At 68.3% G+C, this 20,239-nt stretch carries 13 protein-coding genes; 10 read left to right on the top strand and 3 right to left on the bottom strand.

The features are described from left to right. Nucleotides 1-32: 32 nt before the first annotated feature. A complete protein-coding gene (locus MSG_RS25270; protein WP_162899278.1) occupies nucleotides 33-188 on the bottom strand; it encodes a hypothetical protein in 156 nt (51 codons plus the stop codon). A 157-nt stretch (nucleotides 189-345) separates the two neighbouring features. Here MSG_RS25270 and MSG_RS24115 point away from each other — a divergent pair, with 157 nt between their 5' ends. The 10 genes from MSG_RS24115 to MSG_RS24155 all read left to right on the top strand — a co-directional run bounded on the left by MSG_RS24115 (nucleotide 346) and on the right by MSG_RS24155 (nucleotide 13,297). After that, nucleotides 346-3,675, top strand: a complete 3,330-nt coding sequence (locus MSG_RS24115; protein WP_096443645.1) for an arabinosyltransferase domain-containing protein — start codon at nucleotides 346-348, stop codon at nucleotides 3,673-3,675. Further along, the gene (locus MSG_RS24120; protein ID WP_096443647.1) at nucleotides 3,672-6,905 is read left to right on the top strand and encodes an arabinosyltransferase domain-containing protein; all 3,234 of its coding nucleotides are present in this window, start codon (nucleotides 3,672-3,674) and stop codon (nucleotides 6,903-6,905) included. The genes MSG_RS24115 and MSG_RS24120 overlap by 4 nt, the downstream gene beginning before the upstream one ends. A gap of 178 nt (nucleotides 6,906-7,083) precedes the next feature. Further along, a complete protein-coding gene (locus MSG_RS24125; protein ID WP_096443649.1) occupies nucleotides 7,084-7,590 on the top strand; it encodes a hypothetical protein in 507 nt (168 codons plus the stop codon). A gap of 90 nt (nucleotides 7,591-7,680) precedes the next feature. Continuing rightward, nucleotides 7,681-8,148 (top strand): hypothetical protein, encoded by a 468-nt coding sequence (locus MSG_RS24130; RefSeq protein WP_096443651.1) that lies wholly within the window; start codon nucleotides 7,681-7,683, stop codon nucleotides 8,146-8,148. An 18-nt stretch (nucleotides 8,149-8,166) separates the two neighbouring features. Then, entirely contained in the window at nucleotides 8,167-8,646 is a 480-nt protein-coding gene (locus tag MSG_RS24135; protein ID WP_269458608.1) for an FHA domain-containing protein, read from the top strand. Continuing rightward, a complete protein-coding gene (locus MSG_RS24140; RefSeq protein WP_096443652.1) occupies nucleotides 8,643-9,431 on the top strand; it encodes a Crp/Fnr family transcriptional regulator in 789 nt (262 codons plus the stop codon). The genes MSG_RS24135 and MSG_RS24140 overlap by 4 nt, the downstream gene beginning before the upstream one ends. Nucleotides 9,432-9,471: 40 nt before the next feature. Then, complete coding sequence (locus MSG_RS24145; protein ID WP_096443653.1) at nucleotides 9,472-11,265, top strand: acyl-CoA dehydrogenase family protein; 1,794 nt, start codon at nucleotides 9,472-9,474, stop codon at nucleotides 11,263-11,265. Between the two features lie 221 nt (nucleotides 11,266-11,486). After that, entirely contained in the window at nucleotides 11,487-11,684 is a 198-nt protein-coding gene (locus MSG_RS25770) for a helix-turn-helix domain-containing protein (protein ID WP_232011121.1), read from the top strand. A 131-nt stretch (nucleotides 11,685-11,815) separates the two neighbouring features. Next, entirely contained in the window at nucleotides 11,816-12,349 is a 534-nt protein-coding gene (locus MSG_RS25775; RefSeq protein ID WP_232011122.1) for an MmyB family transcriptional regulator, read from the top strand. An 81-nt stretch (nucleotides 12,350-12,430) separates the two neighbouring features. Then, entirely contained in the window at nucleotides 12,431-13,297 is an 867-nt protein-coding gene (locus MSG_RS24155; protein ID WP_096443655.1) for a cyclopropane mycolic acid synthase family methyltransferase, read from the top strand. Between the two features lie 7 nt (nucleotides 13,298-13,304). Here MSG_RS24155 and MSG_RS24160 read toward each other — a convergent pair whose 3' ends face one another. Together MSG_RS24160 and pks13 are read right to left on the bottom strand one after the other, a co-directional pair. Next, entirely contained in the window at nucleotides 13,305-14,879 is a 1,575-nt protein-coding gene (locus MSG_RS24160) for an acyl-CoA carboxylase subunit beta (protein ID WP_096444786.1), read from the bottom strand. 19 nt (nucleotides 14,880-14,898) lie between these two features. Beyond that, entirely contained in the window at nucleotides 14,899-20,196 is a 5,298-nt protein-coding gene (pks13, locus tag MSG_RS24165; protein ID WP_232011335.1) for a polyketide synthase Pks13, read from the bottom strand. Nucleotides 20,197-20,239 lie beyond the last annotated feature (43 nt).

The following is a 20,239-nucleotide window of genomic DNA, read 5'->3' on the forward strand; positions in this document are numbered from 1 at the left end:
GAGCCGCCTGCAATGACAGGCCGCCGGGACGCTCAGAATGCCGGCAACGCGCCCTCGGCGACGATCGCATTCAAGGCGGTCACCAGCTGCTCGAGTTTGACGGCCTGCGCGCTGGACCGCTTGGTGCACACCCAGTCGAGAAGACTGACGACGCCCCCCTCGGGCCGGCTCTCCATCGATGCGCTCACCGCTGGCCTCCGCTCGTCGCGCACGGCGCGCAAAAGGATTGCGCTGCTTTGAGGGAGTTTTCGCGCCCGGACGAAAAACGTTACGAGACGCCGAGGTCGCGAGCCGACGGCCCCGCGTCCGAAGCGCGCTCAGCCCCGTCGCTTACCATCGAACCCCGTGCCCCACGACGGAAGCGAGCGATCGCAGCGGTTGCCGCGGATGGTCGCCCTCGTCGCGGGAAGCGTGGGCCTGCTGCTCTGCATCCTCGTTCCGCTGCTGCCCGTGCGGCAGACCACGGCCACCGTGCTGTGGCCGCAGGGCACCGTGGACGGCCACGTCAGCCAGATCACCGCTCCGCTGGTGTCTGGGGCGCCGCGGGCGCTGGACATCTCCGTTCCGTGCCCGGCGATCGCCACCCTGCCGGCCAGCGGCGGCCTGGTCGTCTCCACGCTGCCGACCGGCGGCGTGGACCCGGGCAAGAACGGGCTGTTCGTCCGCGCCGACAAGGACGTCGTCGTCGTCGCATTCCGGGACACCGTGGCCACCGTGGCGCAGCGCTCGGCGATCGCCGCCGGCGGCTGCAGCGTGCTGCACGTCTGGGCCGGCGCGGGCGCGGTGGGCGCGGACTTCGTCGGCATACCGGGGGCCTCCGGCGTGCTGCCCGCCGAGAAGAAGCCGCAGGTCGGCGGGATCTTCACCGACCTGAAGGTGCCCACGCAGCCGGGCCTGTCGGCCCGCGTCGACGTCGACACCCGATTCATCCTGGCGCCCACCACGCTGAAGAAGCTGGGGATGACCATCGGCGTGCTGTCGGTGCTGGTCGCGATCTTGGCGCTGGCGGTGCTGGATCGGCATAGCCGCGGCGCCACCCTGGTCGACTGGCGCTCTCCGGTCGGCTGGCTGTCCCGGTATCGCCCTCGGCACGGCCGCGGCCGGTGGCGGATCAGCGCGACGACCTTGATCACCGACGCGCTGGTGATCGGCACCCTGCTGCTGTGGCACGTCATCGGCGCCACCTCGTCGGACGACGGGTACAACATGACGATCGCCCGGGTCGCGCCGAAGGCCGGTTATGTCGCCAACTACTACCGCTACTTCGGGACCACCGAAGCGCCGTTCGACTGGTACTTCGCGGTGCTGGCCAAGCTGGCGGGCGTGAGCACCGCCGGGGTGTGGATGCGGCTGCCGGCCCTGCTGGCCGGGATCGGCTGCTGGCTGATCATCAGCCACTGCATGCTGCGGCGCCTGGGCCCCGGCAAGGGCGGCCTGGCCGTCAACCGGGTGGCGATCTTCACCGCCGGTGCGGTGTTCCTGGCGGCCTGGCTGCCCTTCAACAACGGCCTGCGGCCCGAGCCGCTGATCGCGCTCGGCGTGCTGATCACCTGGGTGCTGGTGGAACGCTCGATCGCACTGGCGCGACTGGCCCCGGCCGCGATCGCCATCGTGGTGGCGATGCTGACGGTGACGCTGGCGCCCCAGGGGTTGATCGCCGTCGGCGCGCTGCTGACCGGCGCCCGAGCCATCGCCGCCACGATCCGGCGCCGGCGGCAGACCGACGGGTTGTTGGCGCCGCTGACCGTCCTGGCAGCGTCGTTGTCGCTGATCCTCGTGGTGGTGTTCCGCAGCCAAACCCTGGCGACGGTCGCCGAATCGTCCCGGATCAAGTACAAGGTGGGCCCGACGATCGCGTGGTACCAGGACTTCCTGCGGTACTACTTCCTCACGGTCGAATCCAACGCCGACGGGTCCATGACCCGCCGGTTCGCCGTGCTGGTGCTGTTGCTCTGCCTGTTCGGCGTCCTGGTGGCGCTGCTGCGACGCGGGCGGCTGCAGGGGCTGGCCAGCGGCCCGGTATGGCGGCTGATCGGCACCACCGCCATCGGCCTGCTGCTGTTGCACTTCACCCCGACGAAGTGGGCCGTGCAGTTCGGCGCGTTCGCGGGCCTGGCCGGCGCGCTCGGCGCGGTCACCGCATTCGCCTACGCCCGCATCGGGCTGCACAGCCGCCGCAACCTGACGCTGTATGTGACCGCGCTGCTGTTCGTGCTGGCGTGGGCGACGTCGGGCGTCAACGGGTGGTTCTACGTCGGCAACTACGGCGTGCCGTGGTACGACATCGAGCCCGTCGTCGCCAGCCACCCGGTGACGTCGATGTTCCTGGCGCTGTCGATCGCGACCGGTCTGCTGGGCGCCTGGCAGCACTTCCGGATGGACTACTCGGGGCACACCGAGGTCACCGACAGCCGGCGCAACCGCGTCCTGGCCTCCACCCCGCTGCTGGTGGTCGCGACGATCATGGTGCTCGGCGAGGTCGGCTCCCTGGCCAAGGGCGCGGTGTTCCGCTACCCGCTCTACACCACCGCCAAGGCGAACCTGGCCGCGCTGAGCTCCGGGCTGTCGCCGGCCAGCTGCGCGATGGCCGACGACGTGCTGGCCGAGCCCGACCCCAATGCCGGCCTGCTGCAGCCGGTGCCGGGGCAAAGCTTCGGCCCCGACGGTCCGCTCGGCGGGATCAATCCGGTCGGGTTCAAACCCGACGGGGTGGGCATGGACCTGAGGTCCTACCCGGTGGTGACCAAACCCGGCGTGGTGAACTCCGACGCGTCGCCCAACAAGCCCAACGCCTCCATGACCGACTCCGCGGGCACGGCCGGCGGCAAGGGCCCGGTCGGGGTGAACGGCTCGACGATCGCGCTGCCGTTCGGCCTCGACCCGGCCCGGACCCCGGTGATGGGCAGTTACGGCGAGAATTCGCTGGCGGCCACCGCCACCTCGTCCTGGTACCAACTGCCGCCCCGGACGCCGGACCACCCGCTCGTCGTGGTCTCGGCGGCAGGCGCGATCTGGTCGTACAAGGAGGACGGCACCTTCACCTACGGGCAGTCGCTGAAGCTGCAGTGGGGCCACCGCGACGTGGACCGGCCCGACGGGGCCACCCAGCCGCTCGGGGAGGTGCAGCCCATCGACATCGGTCCGGAGCCGGCGTGGCGCAACCTGCGGTTCCCGCTGACCTGGGCGCCACCGGAGGCCAATGTGGCACGCATCGTCGCCTACGACCCGAACCTCAGTGACGATCAGTGGTTCGCGTTCACGCCGCCGCGCGTGCCGGTGCTGCAGACGCTGCAACAGGTGCTGGGTTCGCAGACGCCTGTGCTGATGGACATCGCGACCGCCGCGAACTTCCCGTGCCAGCGGCCGTTCGCCGAACACCTTGGGGTTGCGGAACTTCCGAGGTATCGCATCCTGCCCGACCACAAGCAGACGGCGGCGTCGTCGAACGGGTGGGAGGCCAGCGAGACCGGCGGGCCGTTCCTGTTCACGCAGACGATGTTGCGGACGTCGACGATCTCGACCTACCTGCGCGGCGACTGGTATCGCGATTGGGGATCCGTCGAGCAGTATTACCCATTGGTGCCGAGTGACCAGGCGCCCAATGCCGTCATCGAACAGGGTGTGATGACCGTGTACGGCTGGAGCCGGCAGGGACCGATTCGGGCACTGCCGTGAGCGTCATCGGCCAAGAACAACCGGCCGCCGCCCGCGCCCGCGACGACGTGCGCGTCACCCGGTGGGTCGCCACGGTCGCCGGGCTGATCGGCTTCGTCTTGTCCGTGGCGACCCCCCTGCTGCCGGTGGTGCAGACGACCGCGCTGCTGAACTGGCCGCAGAACGGCCAGCTGAACAGCGTTACCGCGCCACTCATTTCGTTGAGCCCCGTCGACGTGACGGCCAGCGTGCCGTGCGCGGCGGTGCGCGGTCTGCCGGCCGACGGCGGGGTCGTGCTGAGCACGGCGCCCAAGAAGGGCAAGGATGCCGCGCTGAACGCCTTGTTCGTCGTGGCGAGCAGCAAACGCGTCGACGTCACCGACCGCAACGTGGTGATCGCGAGCGTGTCGCGCGAGCAGGCGGACTCCGCGCAGTGCCAGCACATCGACATAACCTCCACGCGGGCAGGCACTTTCGCCACCTTCGTCGGCCTGACCGACCCGGCGGGCAAGCCGCTCGGCGGCGGTTTCGCCGACCCCAACCTGCGGCCGCAGATCGTCGGGGTCTTCACCGACCTGACCGGGCCGACGCCGCCGGGGCTGAAATTCTCGGCCACCATCGACACCCGGTTCTCCACCACGCCAACCACATTGAAGCTGCTGGCGATGGTGGGCGCCATCGCGTCCACCATCGCCTCACTGGTCGCGTTGTGGCGACTGGACCAGCTCGACGGCCGCCGGATGCACCGCTGGATCCCGACGCGCTGGAAGAAGTTCACCCTCACCGACGCCACCGTGATTTTCGGGTTCGTGCTGTGGCATGTGATCGGTGCGAACTCCTCCGACGACGGCTACATCCTGGGCATGGCCCGTGTCGCCGACCGCGCCGGCTACATGTCGAACTACTTCCGCTGGTTCGGCGGCCCGGAGGACCCGTTCGGCTGGTACTACAACCTGTTGGCGCTGATGACCCACGTCAGCGACGCCAGCCTGTGGATCCGGCTGCCCGATCTGGTTGCCGGGCTGCTGTGCTGGCTGCTGCTGTCACGCGAGGTGCTTCCCCGGCTCGGGCCGGGTGTCACGGGCAGCAGGGCGGCCAACTGGGCCGCGGGCCTGGTGTTGCTGACCGCCTGGATGCCGTTCAACAACGGTCTGCGGCCCGAGGGCATCATCGCGCTCGGTTCGCTGGTCACCTATGTGCTCATCGAGCGGTCCATGCGGTACAGCCGGCTGACTCCGGCGGCGTTGGCGGTGGTGACCGCGGCCTTCACCCTGGGCGTACAACCCACCGGGCTGATCGCGGTGGCCGCACTGATCGCCGGTGGCCGACCGATCCTGCGGATCCTGGTCAAGCGGCATCGCCTGGTCGGAACGTGGCCGCTGGTGGCCCCGATGCTGGCCGCCGGTTTCGTCATCCTCACCGTGGTGTTCGCCGACCAGACACTGTCAACGGTGTTGGAAGCCACCAGGATTCGCACCGATATCGGACCGAGCCAGGCCTGGTACACCGAGAACCTGCGCTACTACTACCTGATCCTGCCGACGGTCGACGGCTCGCTGTCGCGCCGGTTCGGCTTTTTGATCACCGCGCTGTGCCTGTTCACCGCGGTGTTCATCATGTTGCGCCGCACGCGAGTTCCGGGCGTCGCCCGCGGACCGGCGTGGCGGCTGATGGGCGTCATCTTCGGCACCATGTTCTTCCTGATGTTCACTCCCACCAAGTGGGTGCATCACTTCGGGCTGTTCGCCGCGGTGGGCGCGGCGATGGCCGCGCTGACGACGGTGCTGGTATCGCCGAAGGTACTCGGCTGGTCCCGCAACCGGATGGCGTTCCTGGCGGCGGTGTTGTTCGTGCTGGCGCTGTGCTTCGCCACCACCAACGGTTGGTGGTACGTGTCCAGCTACGGCGTGCCGTTCAACAGCTCGATGCCGAAGATCGGCGGAATCACCATCAGCGCAATCTTTTTCGCGCTCTTCGCGATTGTTGCCGGCTACGCCGCCTATCTGCATTTCGCGTCGCGCGACCACGGCGAGGGCCGGCTCGCGCGGGCACTCACGGCGGCGCCAGTCCCGGTCGCGGCCGGATTCATGGCACTGGTGTTCATCGGGTCGATGGTGGCCGGAATCGTGCGCCAGTACCCCACCTACTCCAACGCCTGGGACAACCTGCGCGAGTTCAGCGGAGGCTGCGGCCTGGCCGACGACGTGCTCGTCGAGCCGGACAGCAACGCCGGGTTCATGCCGCCCCTACTGGGCAACCCGGGTCCGTGGAGCCCCTTGGGCCCGCTGGGCGGCGTCAACCCAACAGGCTTCAGCCCCAACGGTATTCCGGACCGGACCCTGGCCGAAGCGGTCCGGGAGACGGCGGTGCCCCAGCCCGGCACCGACTACGACTGGTACGGCCCGACGAAGCTGACCACGCCGGGCATCAACGGCTCGCTGCTGCCGCTGCCCTATGGTCTCGACCCCAACCGGGTCCCGGTGGCGGGCAGCTACACGACCGGTCCGCAGCAACAGAGCAGGCTGACCTCCGCGTGGTATCAGCTGCCGAAGCCCGACGCGGGGCATCCCCTGGTGGTAGTGACGGCTGCGGGCACCATCGCCGGCAACAGCATCCTGCACCACCACACCAGCGGGCAGACCGTCGAACTGGAATACGGGCGGCCCGGTCCCGGCGACGCGGTGCTGCCGGCCGGCCGCATCGTGCCCTACGACCTGTACGGGGAGCAGCCCAAGGTGTGGCGGAACCTGCGCTACCCGCGCTCGCAGATTCCCGCCGACGCGGTCGCGGTACGGGTGGTCGCCGAGGACCTGTCCCTGACGGCGGACGACTGGATCGCGGTGACCCCGCCGCGGGTACCGGAGCTGCGGTCGCTGCAGGAGTACGTCGGCTCCAAACAGCCGGTCCTGATGGACTGGGCGGTCGGCCTGGCATTCCCGTGCCAGCAGCCGATGCTGCACGTCAATGGCGTCACCGACATCCCGAACTTTCGCATCACCCCCGACTACAACGCCAAGAAGCAGGACACCGACACCTGGCAGGACGGCGTCAACGGCGGCCTGCTCGGCATCACCGACCTGTTGCTACGGGCCCACGTGATGTCGACCTATCTGTCGCATGACTGGGGCCGCGACTGGGGGTCGCTACGTAAATTCGAGACGATCGCCGATGCGCGGCCGGCCGAACTCGACCTGGGCACCGCGACCCGCACCGGCTGGTGGTCACCGGGGCAGATCCGCATCAAGCCTTAATTGTCGGTGCGCTCATTGCGCAATCCGATTCGGCGGAATTCCGCAATTCGGCGGCCATCGAATAGCCGCTTTTATTGACGCTGAAGTAATTCCTCGCGACCGGTTTATTTCGGGCGAATACCGGTCAATACCTAACTGGCTGTGATGCGGCTTACACACGGCGCAGGAAGGTCATCCCATGCACACCTTGGCACGCGCGGGCGCATGCGGCGCGGCGCTCACCGCGGCGATGATCCCGGCGATCAACTGCGAAATCCCCAGAGCAGCGGCCGAATCCAGCACCGTCGTCGTGCTGGACAGCGACCTGCGGCGCTGCGATTTCAGCCTGGTCAGCACGGACCCCGGAGTGCCGCGGACCGGCCTGGGCACCGGTACGGCGATCATCCGTCGCTCCGGTTCGACCGCCAGTGCCGAGGTGCATCTGTCCGACGGCCCCGACCCCGGCACCCACTTCGACGTCGGCCTGATCCAGGTGCCCCGCCCGGCGGCGGCGACCTGCGGACCCGGCGACCCGGGCACTGTGTTCGGCAGGCTCGACCTCGACGGGGCCGGCAACGGAACGGTGACCGTCACCGAGGGCATCGGGCCGGGCACGACCGGCGTTTGGGTGATCGTCGAGCGCGGCAACCCGCACTCGCAAAATCCGGCCGAGTTCTACACCTCCGAATTCGTGGCCCCGGTCTGAATCCAGGGACTTCGGTCCCTATTGCCCCGCTTGAGCCGAATGGTCTGATCAGGGAAGTCTGACAGCACGGTATTCGACGGAGGCACGACTATGAATGCTTCGGTATTACCCGAGGCCACTACCCGCGCGTTCGCACGCGTGCTCGGCCCTTTCCTCGTGATCGTCGATATCACGGCCGTGGCCCGTGCCTCGGACATGCGGCCCGTCGTTTCCGACTTCGAGGCCAGTTCGCTGTGGTCCTGGGTAGCGGGCGCCTTTGCCCTGATCTGCGGCCTCATCGTCGTCGCCGGCCATCAACACTGGCGAGGCACCGCGGCGATCATCGTTTCCGCGCTCGGTTGGCTCATCACGCTGCGTGGCCTGCTCCTGCTGGCATTCCCCAAGGTCTTCGCCTCGGCGGCCAGCAGCATGCTCGCCGCGCAGGGGTGGTGGGTCGCAATTTGTATCGCATTCGCCCTGATCGGACTGTATCTGAGCTACGTCGGTTGGCTCCCCGCGTCCGGTCGGCCGGCACCGCACCGGACCGCGGCGACTCCGGACCTGCCGCGCGCCGCGTAAGCACGCCACGGCATCGACATGACGGCAGCCAGCGAGGCCGGACAGCACACCCCGCGCCGACGAGAGGCAACCCTCGACGTCAAGACCGGGGCGCTGCCCGCTCAGTCACATCCCCGGGTCGACGGCGTGTTCGACACATCGATTGCTGTCGCGCAAGCGGCGGTGGACGAAATGGGAACTCTGGCTGCCGGGTCCGCCGTGCTGGTGGTGAAGCGGGGCCCCAACGCCGGATCTCAGTTCCGGTTGGATAAGCCCATCGTTTCGGCGGGCCGCCATCCCGCCAGCGATATCTTTCTCGACGACATCACCGTCAGCCGCAGGCACGCCGAATTCCGAAGGGAGCAAGGCAAATTCCAGGTGGTCGACCTCGGCAGCCTGAACAACACCTACGTCAACCGTGAACCCGTCGATGCGGCGACGCTGGCCGACGGCGACGAGATTCAAATCGGCAACTTCCGCTTAGGATTCTTCACCGGCTCGGCAGCGGAGCGGGCATGACCACCGGGTCCGGCGGGCAGGGCGTTGCACCCGTCGCGGGCGTGGGCTCCCCGGACCAGACCATCGCCAAGGGGAGTCTGTTGCATCGGATCGACGCCGCCACCACGGCCGAACTCCTCGAGCAGTTGAATCCGACCCAATTCGCGTCCAAGCGGCAGATTTTCGCCCAGGGTGATCCCGGTGACCGGGTCTACATCATCGTTTCGGGCACGGTCAAGATCAGTCTGCGCGGCCCCGGCGGACGCACGAATCTTCGCGCCATTCTGGGGCCATCGGACATCTTCGGCGAGCTGGCGGTGTTCGATCCCGGCCCGCGCAGCTGCACCGCCACCGCGATCACCGACGTTCGCGTGCTGTGGTTGGACCGCGCGGCGCTGCGAGGCTGGATGATGCGCCGGCCGGTGATCGCAGAACAGTTGCTGCAGGTGCTGGCCGGGCGGCTACGCACCACGGAGGACGAGTGGGTCGAACTCGTCTCTTGCGATGTCGCCAGCCGCGTTGCCAGACAGTTGCTTTCGCTGGCAGGGCGATTCGGTGTCCGCGAGGGCGCCGCCCTGCGGCTGACACATGAGCTCACCCAAGACGAGTTGGCGCAACTTGTCGGAGCCGACCGAGCGTCGGTCAACAAGGCGCTTCGCGATTTCACCACCCGCGGGTGGATCAGCGTTGACGACAAGAGCATCCTGATAGTCGACCCGGGCGCGCTGGCCAGCCAGCCCGGCACCGGCGACCGGCCAGGTACCCCGCCGCGGCGCCGGCGGCGCGCCCTGCGCGCCACCGCATGAGTGCCTTCACGCAGAGTCGCAGGTGTAATACCGTCGCGTCATGACCGACTATGACGCGGAGGCCGTGGACCGATTGCCCTTCTGCACCACGGAAAAGGCGCAGCGCTACCGGACCGACAACTATCGCGGCGCGGTGGGCCTCAATTGGTACAGCAGCGATCCCACCCTGCAGTTCACCATGGCCTACTATTTGCGGCCCGACGAATTAGCGGTCGTGGAGCCACATTTGGCGAGCATCGGCGCGCTGATGGGCGGCCCGGTCGCGCGCTGGGCCGACGAGGCCGACCGCAACCCGCCACGCCTGGAGCGCTACGACCGGTGGGGACACGACATCAGCCAGGTCGTCATGCCCCCGTCCTTCACGCAGTCCAAGAGCGCCATCCTGGAGGCTCAGCAGGCGCTGCGCGCCGACGCGCGGGCGGCGAAAGTGAGCTCGGGGCTGGCGTTGTTCGCGTCGAACTATCTACTCGATCAGGCCGACATCGGGATGGGCTGCGCGCTTGGCACCGGCGGCGGCATGGTCCAGTCGCTGGTAGCCGCGTACGCGCCCGCCGATGTGCGCGAGCACGTGCTGGCCAAGTTCGACTCCGGCGAATGGGCCGGCGAGACGGCGCAGCTGCTGACCGAACGCACCGGCGGCTCCGACCTGGGAGCACTCGAGACGACCGCAACCCGCGCCGGGGACGCATGGCTGCTGAACGGCTTCAAGTGGTTCGCGTCGAACTGCGCCGGGGAGGCATTTGTCGTTCTCGCCAAACCCGAAGGCGCCTCGGACTCTTCGCGCGGCGTCGCTAATTTCCTGGTGCTGCGCACCCGCCGCGACGGCTCGCGCAACGGGGTGCGGGTGCGCCGGCTCAAGGACAAGCTCGGCACCCGATCGGTCGCCTCCGGGGAGGTCGAGTTCGTCGACGCCGAGGCGTTTCTGCTGTCCGGCGCGCCGAGCGGCCCCGACGCCCAAAGCGGGCCGTCCGACGGCAAGGGGCTGGGCCGGATGATGGAGCTGACCAACGCCGCCCGCCTGGGGATCGCCTTGTTCGCCCTCGGCAACGCGCGGCGCGCGCTGGTCGAGTCGCTGTGTTACGCGCGGCAACGGCACGCGTTCGGCGGGGCACTGGTCGACAAGCCGCTGATGCGCCGCAAGCTGGCCGAGCTGATCGTCGACGTGGAGGCGGCGCAGGCAATGGTTTTCGACGGCACCGGCGCCGCCAACCACCGCCAGCCGCGGAGCCTGCGGCAGCGCATCGCCGTGCCGGTCACCAAGCTGCGAGTCTGCCGGCTGGGCATCACCGCCGCGTCGGACGCCATCGAGATCCATGGCGGCAACGGCTACATCGAAACCTGGCCGGTAGCAAGGCTTTTGCGCGACGCGCAGGTCAACACGATCTGGGAAGGGCCAGACAACATCCTGTGCCTGGACGTGCGGCGCGGCATCGAGAAAACCCGGGCGCACGAGATACTGCTGGCGCGGATGCACGACGCGGTGTCGGTGTCAGACGACACCGGGGATGGCGGGCAGACCACCGCGCTGGTGGCCCGCCGCATCGAGGGCTTGGACGCCGCGATCACGGCCTGGACGAAACTCGACGGAGCCGTCGCCGAGGCCCGGTTGTTTCCGTTGGCGCAATTCATGGGCGACGTCTACGCGGGCGCATTGCTGACCGAGCAGGCCGCCTGGGAGCGCGCCGAGCGCGGGGGTCAGCGCAAGGCGCTCGTCGCGCGCCTCTACGCGCAGCGCCACCTCGCCGAGCGTGGGCCGCTGCGCGGCATCGACGCCGACTCCGACGAGGCACTGGACCGATTCGATGAGCTGGTGGACGGGGCGCTGGTGCCCTAGGTTCTGGCGGACCCAAGCAGCTCGGCCGTGGCCTCCCACAGCCGTACTTCACGAAGACGATCGTTTGCGAATGGTTTGACCACGCGCGGTGATCAACACGCTGCCTGATGCGATCGAATTCATGGTTGCAGTCTCGGCCCGACGCCGACGGTCAGGGAGTCGTCGGGTTTTCGTAGGACTGTCCGTGCCAAGGACAAGGCGTTTCTCTCGCGGCTCGCGTCATGCACAGTAAAGAGCTGGATTCGTGGGAGTTCGGGCGTACGGTCCGGCACTGGCGCGACCGCGTGGCACCCGCGGCGGCCGGCGTGCCGGTTGGCCGGCGCCGGCGCCCCGCCGGGCTGCGTCGCGAAGAGCTTGCCGCACTGGCCGGTATCTCCGTGGACTACCTGACCCGACTCGAACAGGGCCGGGCCACCTGACCGTCGGTACAGGCCGTGGAGGCGCTCACCCGCGCGTTGCGGGTCGCCGACGGAGAGCGTGAGCTGTCGTTCCGACTGGCCGGGCACACCACCCCGGACTCGACGTCGTCTCGTCGCGCATCACGCCGAGCGTGCAACGCCTGCTTGATCGACACGCGCACACGCCCGTCGCGGTATTCGACGCCAGCTGGACACTGCTCGTTGCCAACGCCCCCTACGACGCGCTGATGGGACCAACCACGTCCTGGCGCGGAAACGCGCGAAACAGCCTGTGGCGCAACCTCGTCAGCCCGGGCACGCACGCCGTGCACACCCCCGACGAGCACGCGGCGTTTGAGGCTGGGCTCGTTGCGGACCTGCGCCTCACGGCCGCCAGGTATCCCGCCGATCAGCGGCTGAAACAGCTGATCGGTGACCTTTCCGCGCACAGCTCGCGGTTTGTCGAGCTTTGGAAGTCTTGGCGTCGCGCAGCCACGCCAGGACTTCGGGCGCCGCAAGCTGACGATCATCCCGTCGTCGGCCGCCTCACGCTGGACTGCGACACCCTCATCGTCGCTGCCGACGACATTCGCATCATGATCTACACCGCCGAACCCGATACCGACGACGCCGAGCGCCTCGCTCTCGCAATCATTCTGGGCACTCAGGCGCTGACGTCCCCGTGAGCTTGGCGCTTTGGTCAAGCGCTCGTATCGCATTCGTCTTAGAGTGATGCCGGGTGTCGTCCAGAGAAAGGCAACACGACGATGACCGATGAGCTGACGCCGCATTTCGAGGACGTGCAGGCGCACTACGACCTCTCCGACGACTTCTTCCGCCTGTTCCTCGACCCCACCCAGATGTACACGTGCGCCTACTGGCTAGGCGGCGAGGACATGACCCTAGAACAGGCGCAGATCGCCAAGATCGACCTGTCGCTGAGCAAGCTGGGCTTGCAGCCGGGCATGACGCTGCTGGACCTCGGCTGCGGCTGGGGCGCGGCGATGATGCGGGCCATCGAGAAATATGACGTCAACGTCGTCGGCATCACGCTGTCCAAGAACCAGGTCGCCCACGTCGAGCAGCTGTTCGCCGCCTCGGACAGCCCACGGTCCAAGCGGGTGCTGCTGGAGGGCTGGGAGCGGTTTCACGACCCGGTGGACCGGATCGTCGCGATCGGCCCGTTCGAACACGTCGGCTACGACCGCTACGACGCCTTCTTCGAACGAACGTACGAGCTGTTGCCGAAGGGCGGCACGATGCTGCTGCACACGATCACCGTCCTGTCGGAGAAGGAGATCATCGAGTCCGGCTTGCCGCTCACTCCCGCGATCGTCGAATTCAGCGACTTCATGAAAACCGAGATCTTCCCCGGCGGCTACCTGCCGACCATCGACATGGTGCAGCAGTTCTCGGCGAAGGCCGGGTTCAAGCTGAAGCGCCGCCAATCGCTGCAGCGGCATTACGCCAAGACGCTGGACGTGTGGGCCGCGGGCCTGCAGGCGCACAAGGCCGAGGCCATCGAGATCCAGTCCGAAAAGATCTACGACATGTACATGAAGTACCTGACCGGTTGCGCGAACCTCTTCCGCAAGGGCTACACCGACCTCAACCAGTTCACCCTGCGGAAGTAGTGCCCGTCTAGACGGGGATCAGCCCGTGCTTGCGCGCCACGCGGAACCATAACTGCTTGTCGCGCAACAACTTCAGCGACTTACGGATCAGCAGCCGAGTTTCGTGCGGGTCGATGACCGCGTCGATGAACCCGCGCTCGGCGGCGGTCCACGGGATCGCCATGTTCAGGTTGTAGCCCTCGATGAAGTCCTTCTTGATCTGCTGCGCCTCGGGCGTCGTCGGATCCGGGAACCGCTTCATTAACAGCTGGGCCGCGCCCTCGGCGCCGATTACCGCGATGCGCGCGGTCGGCCAGGCGAAGTTGAAGTCCGCCGTCAACTGCCGCGATCCCATCACGGCGTAGGCGCCGCCGTAGGACTTGCGGATGGTGATCGTCACCTTGGGCACATCGGCTTCGACCACCGCGTACAGGAATCGCCCGCCGCGCTTGATGATGCCGTTGCGCTCCTGCTCGGCCCCGGGCAGGAACCCCGGGGTATCCACCACGAACACCAGCGGGATCTCGAAGGCATCGCAGAACCGGATGAAGCGGGCGGCCTTGTCGGAGGCCTCGTTGTCGATCGACCCGGCCAAGTACATGGGCTGGTTGGCCACCACGCCGACCGGGCGCCCGTCGACCCGGGCGTACCCGGTGATGATGGCCGGTCCGTGCTGCGCGGCGACCTCGAGGAAGTCGCCATCGTCGAAGATGCGCAACAGGATCTCGTGCATGTCGTAGGCCGCGTTGTCGGAGTCCGGCACGATCGCGTCGAGCTCCAGATCGGTCGGCGTGATCTCCGGCTCCAGCCCCGGATTGATGATCGGCGGGGCGGCGAAGCAGCTGGACGGCAGGAAGGACAGGAAGTCCCGCACGTACTGGAACGCCTCGGCCTCGGAGTCCACCACCTGATGGATGTTGCCGTAGCGGGCCTGCGCGTCGGAGCCACCGAGCTCGTCGAGGGTGACGTCCTCACCCGTGACCTCCCGGATCACGTCGGGTCCGGTGACGAAGAAGTAGCCCTGGTCGCGCACCGAGACGAGCAGATCGTCCTGGATCGGCGAATACACCGCTCCCCCAGCGCATTTGCCGAAGATCAGGGAGATCTGCGGCACCAGCCCGGACAGCGCCTCGTGGCGGCGGCCCAGCTCGGCGTACCACGCCAGCGAGGTGACCGCGTCCTGGATGCGGGCACCGCCCGAGTCCTGGATGCCGATGATGGGGCACCCGACCATCGCGCACCACTCCATCAGCCGTGCGACCTTGCGGCCGAACATCTCGCCGACAGTGCCCTGGAAGACGGTCTGGTCGTGCGAGAACACCCCGACCGGGCGGCCGTCGATCAAGGCGTGGCCGGTGATGCACCCGTCGCCGTAGAGCGCGTTGGGGTCGTTCGGGGTTTTGGCCAGCGCCCCGACCTCGAGGAAGGTGCCCGGATCGACCAGCGCGTGGACGCGGGACCGGGCGCTGGGGATGCCCTTCGCGTCGCGCTTAGCGGCCGCTTTCTCGCCGCCGGGCTCCTTGGCGAGTTCCAGGCGAGCGCGGAGCTCGGCCAGCTTCTCGGCGGTGCTGTGAACAACGGGTGCTTGCCCAGAAGCCGGCACGGTATCCGTCACTACTTGCCTACCTACCTTGTCTCGAGCTCGTCCGACTGCGCTCCGCCTCCACCTTATTGAGCGCCTCAGTCATGTGTGCACCCACCTTGGCGATAATGGGCTCGTCGATGGCCTGGATGTGCTCGCCGCCGATCGGCACGATCTCGAGATCGGCGACGAACTCGCCCCAACCGCCATCGGGTTGCCGGGTGGCGTAGCGCGGCTCGAATTCGATGACGTCGTTGTGGTAGCGATCGGCCATGTAGAGGGTGACGTGCCCGTCGTACGGCTCGATCTGTACGGTCTCCAAAGCCCGGTTGTCCAGGTAGGACGTGCGTTGGTGTTCGATGATGCCGCCCGGGACCTGCACGCCGCTCTGCTTGACGATGTCCAGTACGAACTTCACCTGCCCCTCGTCGTCGAGTTCCTCGAGCTGCTCGTACGGGATGGCCGGTATCTCGACGTTGAAGTTTCGCTCCGCGAACCGGGCGTAGCGGTCCCAGCGCTTGCGGGTCTCTTCCTTGGTTTGCGGGATCTCCTCGCCGGCCCGCACGGTGTCGATCATGCCGACGAACGCCACCTCCGCGCCCAGCTGCTTGAGCCCGATCGCGCAGGCGTAGGCCAACGCGCCGCCGAGCGACCACCCGGCCAGGACGAACGGCTTGTCGCCGTTGATCTCCAACAGCTTGGGCACGTACTGCGCGGCCCGCTCCTGCACGGTACCCTCGACGCGTTCTAAGCCGTACATCGGCGTGTCCGGCGGCAACCGCTTCAGCAGCGGTTCGTACACCACCGTCGAGCCGCCCGCGGCATGGAACACGAAAACCGGTATCTGCGAATCGTTTTGCGGCGCCCTGATGGTCCGGACGAACCCGTCGAGCTCACCGGCTTCGAGATACTGGCGCACCTTGTCGCCCAGCTCCTCAATGGTTTTCGAGGTCAGCACGTCCTCGGTGGTGATCGGCCCCTCGGCACGCTCGGACAGTCGCTGGGCCATCTTGGCGGCGGTCTGCTCGTCCAGCTTGGGCAGCGGGTTGAAGATGCCACCCGCGGACTTGCCCGTGACGATCGCCCAGGTCGCGAAGGTGACCCGTTCGGCGGCGTCACGCGGCGGGACGTCGGAATTGAGCGCCTTGGCGACCGCCTCCTGGCTCAGCGCCTGAGCCACGCCTTTCTGACTGGCCGCCGGATTCGGTGTGCCGTTGACCGGCGCGCCCGCCGGGCCGGCCGGGTTGGTCGGCGGCGGCGGTATCGGGGAGTCCGAGGCCGGCGGCGGGGCCGCCTGAATGCCGGGCTCCGCCTGCGGATCCGGCGCCGAGGCCGGCGTCGCGCCGGACAGCAGCGCGGCCTGCTCCCGCGCGATCTCGTCGGCCGTCTGCGTCTGCTGGTGTTCGGCCAACTCCTGGACCTCGTCGCGATGCTCGATCGCGTACTCGATCAGCTTCTCGACGTTGTACAGGTTGGCGTCGCGCACGGCCGTCAACTGGATTGGCGGCAGGTCGAAGTCGTACTCCACGCGGTTCTTGATCCGCACGGCCATCAACGAGTCCAGGCCCAACTCGATCAGCGGAACCTCCCACGGCAGGTCCTCGGGCTCGTAGCCCATGGCCGCGGACACGATCAGGCCCAGCCGCTCGGCGATGGTCTCGCCGGAATCCGGCGACCACCGGTCCATGCCGGCCGGCATGTACCGGGTGGTCAGGCTGTCCGACAACGTTTCGGCGTCGTCGTCGCCGGGCAGGGCTTCCGCGACAGGCGCGCCGGCGGCATCAGGCGTCTTGGCCGCGATCGCCGTGCCGGCACCGACTTGGGCATAAGGGGCCGGCAGCACCGAAGCGGACCCGCCCTTGGCCACCAGCGCGTCATAGACGAGCGTGAACGAGTCATCGATGCGGGCATGCACCTGAACCGACGCGCCGCCGGGGTGCCGCGTCAACGTCGTCACCAACCGGGCGCCCAGGCCCGGCACCGCCCGCTGCTCCGAGGCGGTGAGCTGCGCGTCGGGCAGCACCGTCGTCGCGGCGGACCGCACCAGCGCGGCCAGGTCGGTCTTCTCCCGGGGCGCGTACTCCCACACATGCCGGCCGTCCGGCAGCGCGACGTGGTTGCCCGGCATCAGGATCGAACTGTCGCCGGAGAAGTGGGCGTCCAGCCAGTGTTCCCTGCGCTTGAACCGTGTCGGCGGGATGTGGGCATAGTCTTGCGGTCCGTGGGCGCGGCTGAACATGGTCCGGATGTCCAGGTCGTGGCCGAACACGTAGAGCTGCGCCAGCGTTGACGTGATCGACTCGACCTCGTCCTGCTTGCGCGCCAGGGTCGGGATCAGCTGGGCGTCATGCAGTCCGGCATCCGCGGTGGTCAGGCCCACCTGCATCAGCGCCACCGGATTGGGGGCGAGCTCCACGAACGTCGTATGCCCGCTGTCGACCGCGTTGCGGATCCCGTGGGTGAAGTACACGCTGTGGCGCAGGCCCTTTTTCCAGTACTCCACGTCGTGGATCGGCTCGCTGCCCGGTTTGATGTAACTACCCTCGTGCACCGTCGAGAAGATGCCGGCGGTGGGGCTCATCGGCTTGATGCCCTGCAGTTCGGCGGTGAGCTCGCCGAGCAGCGGATCCATCTGCTGGGTGTGGCTGGCACCCTTGGTCTGGAACTTGCGGGCGAATTTTCCCTCCGCCTCGCAGCGGGCGATGATCGCGTCGACCTGTTCGGGCGGGCCGCCGATGACCGTCTGGGTCGGGGCGGCGTAGACGCACACCTCCAGGTCGGGGAAGTCGGCGAACACGGTCTTGATCTCGTCGGCGGAGTACTCCACCAACGCCATCAGCCGGATGTATTCGCCGAACAGCATCGCCTCGCCCTCGCCCATCAGGTGCGAGCGGGAGCAGATCGCGCGAGTGGCGTCGCGCAGCGACAGGCCCCCCGCGAAGTAGGCCGACGCGGCCTCGCCCAACGACTGACCCACTACCGCGGCGGGCTTGGCGCCGTGATGCTTGAGCAGCTCGCCCAGCGCGATCTGGATCGCGAAGATGGTGACCTGAGTGGTCTCGATGCCGTAGTCCTGCGAGTCGTCCAGGATCAGCTCGAGCACCGAGTAGCCCAGCTCGTCCTGAACCAGGGCGTCGACCTTTTCGATCCACTCGGCGAACACCGGGTTGCGCAGATACAGGCTCTTGCCCATCTTGCGATGTTGCGCACCGAATCCGGCGAGCACCCACACCGGGCCGTTGGCCACCGGTCCGTCGACGCTGAACACGTTCGGCCGCTGCTTGCCCTCGGCCACCGCACGCAGGCCCTTGATGGCCTCCTCGTGGTCGTGCGCCAGCACCACCGCGCGGGAGCGGCCGTGGTTGCGCCGCGACAGCGACCGCCCGATCGACTCCAGCGAAGACGCCTGCCCCTCGGGGCTTTCCATCCAGTCCGCCAGCTCGGCCGCGGCGGCCTTCTTGCGCGACGTCAGGAATGCCGACACCGCGAGCGGGATCAGCGGCGTGGTGGGCTCGGATTCCTCCTGTGCCGCAAGCTCTTCCAGCGCGGCCGCCTTGAGCTCCAGCGCCTCTTCGGTGATGCCCGGCAGGTCGGGCTGGGCCTCTTCGAACACGAACTCGTCGGTGATGATGTTGCCGAAGTCGTCGAACCGCAGCGAGTGCGATTCACCCGCGGGCGCCTCGGCGGGGTCCGCGGCCGCGGCGCCCGGCGCGATGACCCGTGCCTCGGACTCGGTTGGGCGCTCGTAGTAGTCGCGCGGCAACACCTCGCGCAGCACCAGGTGCGCGTTGGCCCCGCCAAAGCCGAAGCTCGACACCCCCGCCACGGCGTAGCCGCCGTAGCGGGGCCAATCCGTCGCGGTGTCAACGAATTTCAGGTGCATCGCGTCGAAGTCGATGTACGGGCTGGGCCCGGCGAAGTTGATCGACGGCGGCACCTTGTTGTACTGCAGCGCCAGCACCACTTTGGCCATGCTGGCGATGCCGGCCGCCGACTCCAGGTGGCCGATGTTGGTCTTGATCGCGCCCAACAGGGCCGGCCGATCGGCCGGGCGGCCCCGGCCGACCACCCGACCCAGCGCCTCCGCCTCGATCGGGTCACCGAGGATGGTGCCGGTGCCGTGCGCCTCGATGTAGTCGACGTTGCGCGGGTCGATCCCGGCGTCCTTGTAGGCCCGGCGCAGCACCTCGGCCTGCGCGTCCTGGTTCGGCGCGATCAGGCCATTGGACCGGCCGTCATGGTTGATCGCACTGCCGGCGATGACGGCCAGAATCTGGTCGCCGTCGCGGCGGGCGTCGTCGACCCGCTTGAGCACCACCATGCCGGCGCCCTCGGAGCGGGTGTAGCCGTCGGCGTCGGCGGAGAAGGACTTGATCCGACCGTCGGGCGCCAGCACCGCGCCGATCTCGTCGAAACCGAGGGTCACCGCAGGGGTGATCAGCGCGTTGACACCACCGGCGACGGCCACGTCACACTCACCGTTGCGCAGTGCCTGCACGGCCTGATGCGTCGCCACCAGCGAGCTCGAGCAGGCGGTGTCGACGGCGACCGAGGGGCCGCGGAAGTCGTAGAAGTACGACACCCGGTTGGCGATGATCGCGTGGGAGTTACCGGTGATCGCGTAGGGGTGCGCGAGGGTCGGGTCCGAGATGGCCAGGAAGCCGTAGTCGGCGTTGGTGAAGCCGACGTACACGCCGACCGCCTCGCCGCGCAGGCTGGACGCCGGGATCCGGGCGTGTTCGAGCGCCTCCCAGGTCAGCTCCAGCGCCATCCGCTGCTGCGGGTCGATGTTGTCGGCCTCGGTCTTGGCGACCGCGAAGAACTCCGAGTCGAAGCCCTTGATGTCCTTCAGGTAGCCGCCGCGGGTGCGGGCTTTCGCGATGCGCTCGGCCAGCCGGGGCTCTTCGAGGAACTCCGACCAACGCCCCTCGGGTAGGTCGGTGATCGCGTCGCGGCCCTCCATCAGCGCCTGCCACGTCTCGTCCGGGCTGTTCATGTCGCCGGGCAGCCGGGTGGACAACCCGACGATCGCGATGTCGACGCGCTCGACGGGGCCGGGGCGCGTCCAGTCCGCGCCGTCGACGCCGTCGTCGGGCAGCTCCGGCTCACCTTCGATGATGCGGGTCGCCAGCGATTCGATGGTGGGGTGCTGGAACGCCACCGCGACCGACAGCGTGACACCGGTCATGTCCTCGATGTCGGCGGCCATCGCCACGGCATCGCGCGACGACAGGCCCAGCTCCACCATCGGGACCGACTCGTCGATCGCGTCGGGCGCCTGCCCGACCGCGCGGCCCACCCAGTTGCGCAGCCATTGCCGCATCTCGGGGACCGTCATCTCGGTCTTCTTGGCGGGCGCGTCCCCGTCCGGTCCACCGACG

Origin of the sequence: Mycobacterium shigaense, assembly GCF_002356315.1 — a bacterium.
In the GTDB taxonomy this organism is placed as follows: Bacteria; Actinomycetota; Actinomycetes; order Mycobacteriales; family Mycobacteriaceae; genus Mycobacterium; species Mycobacterium shigaense.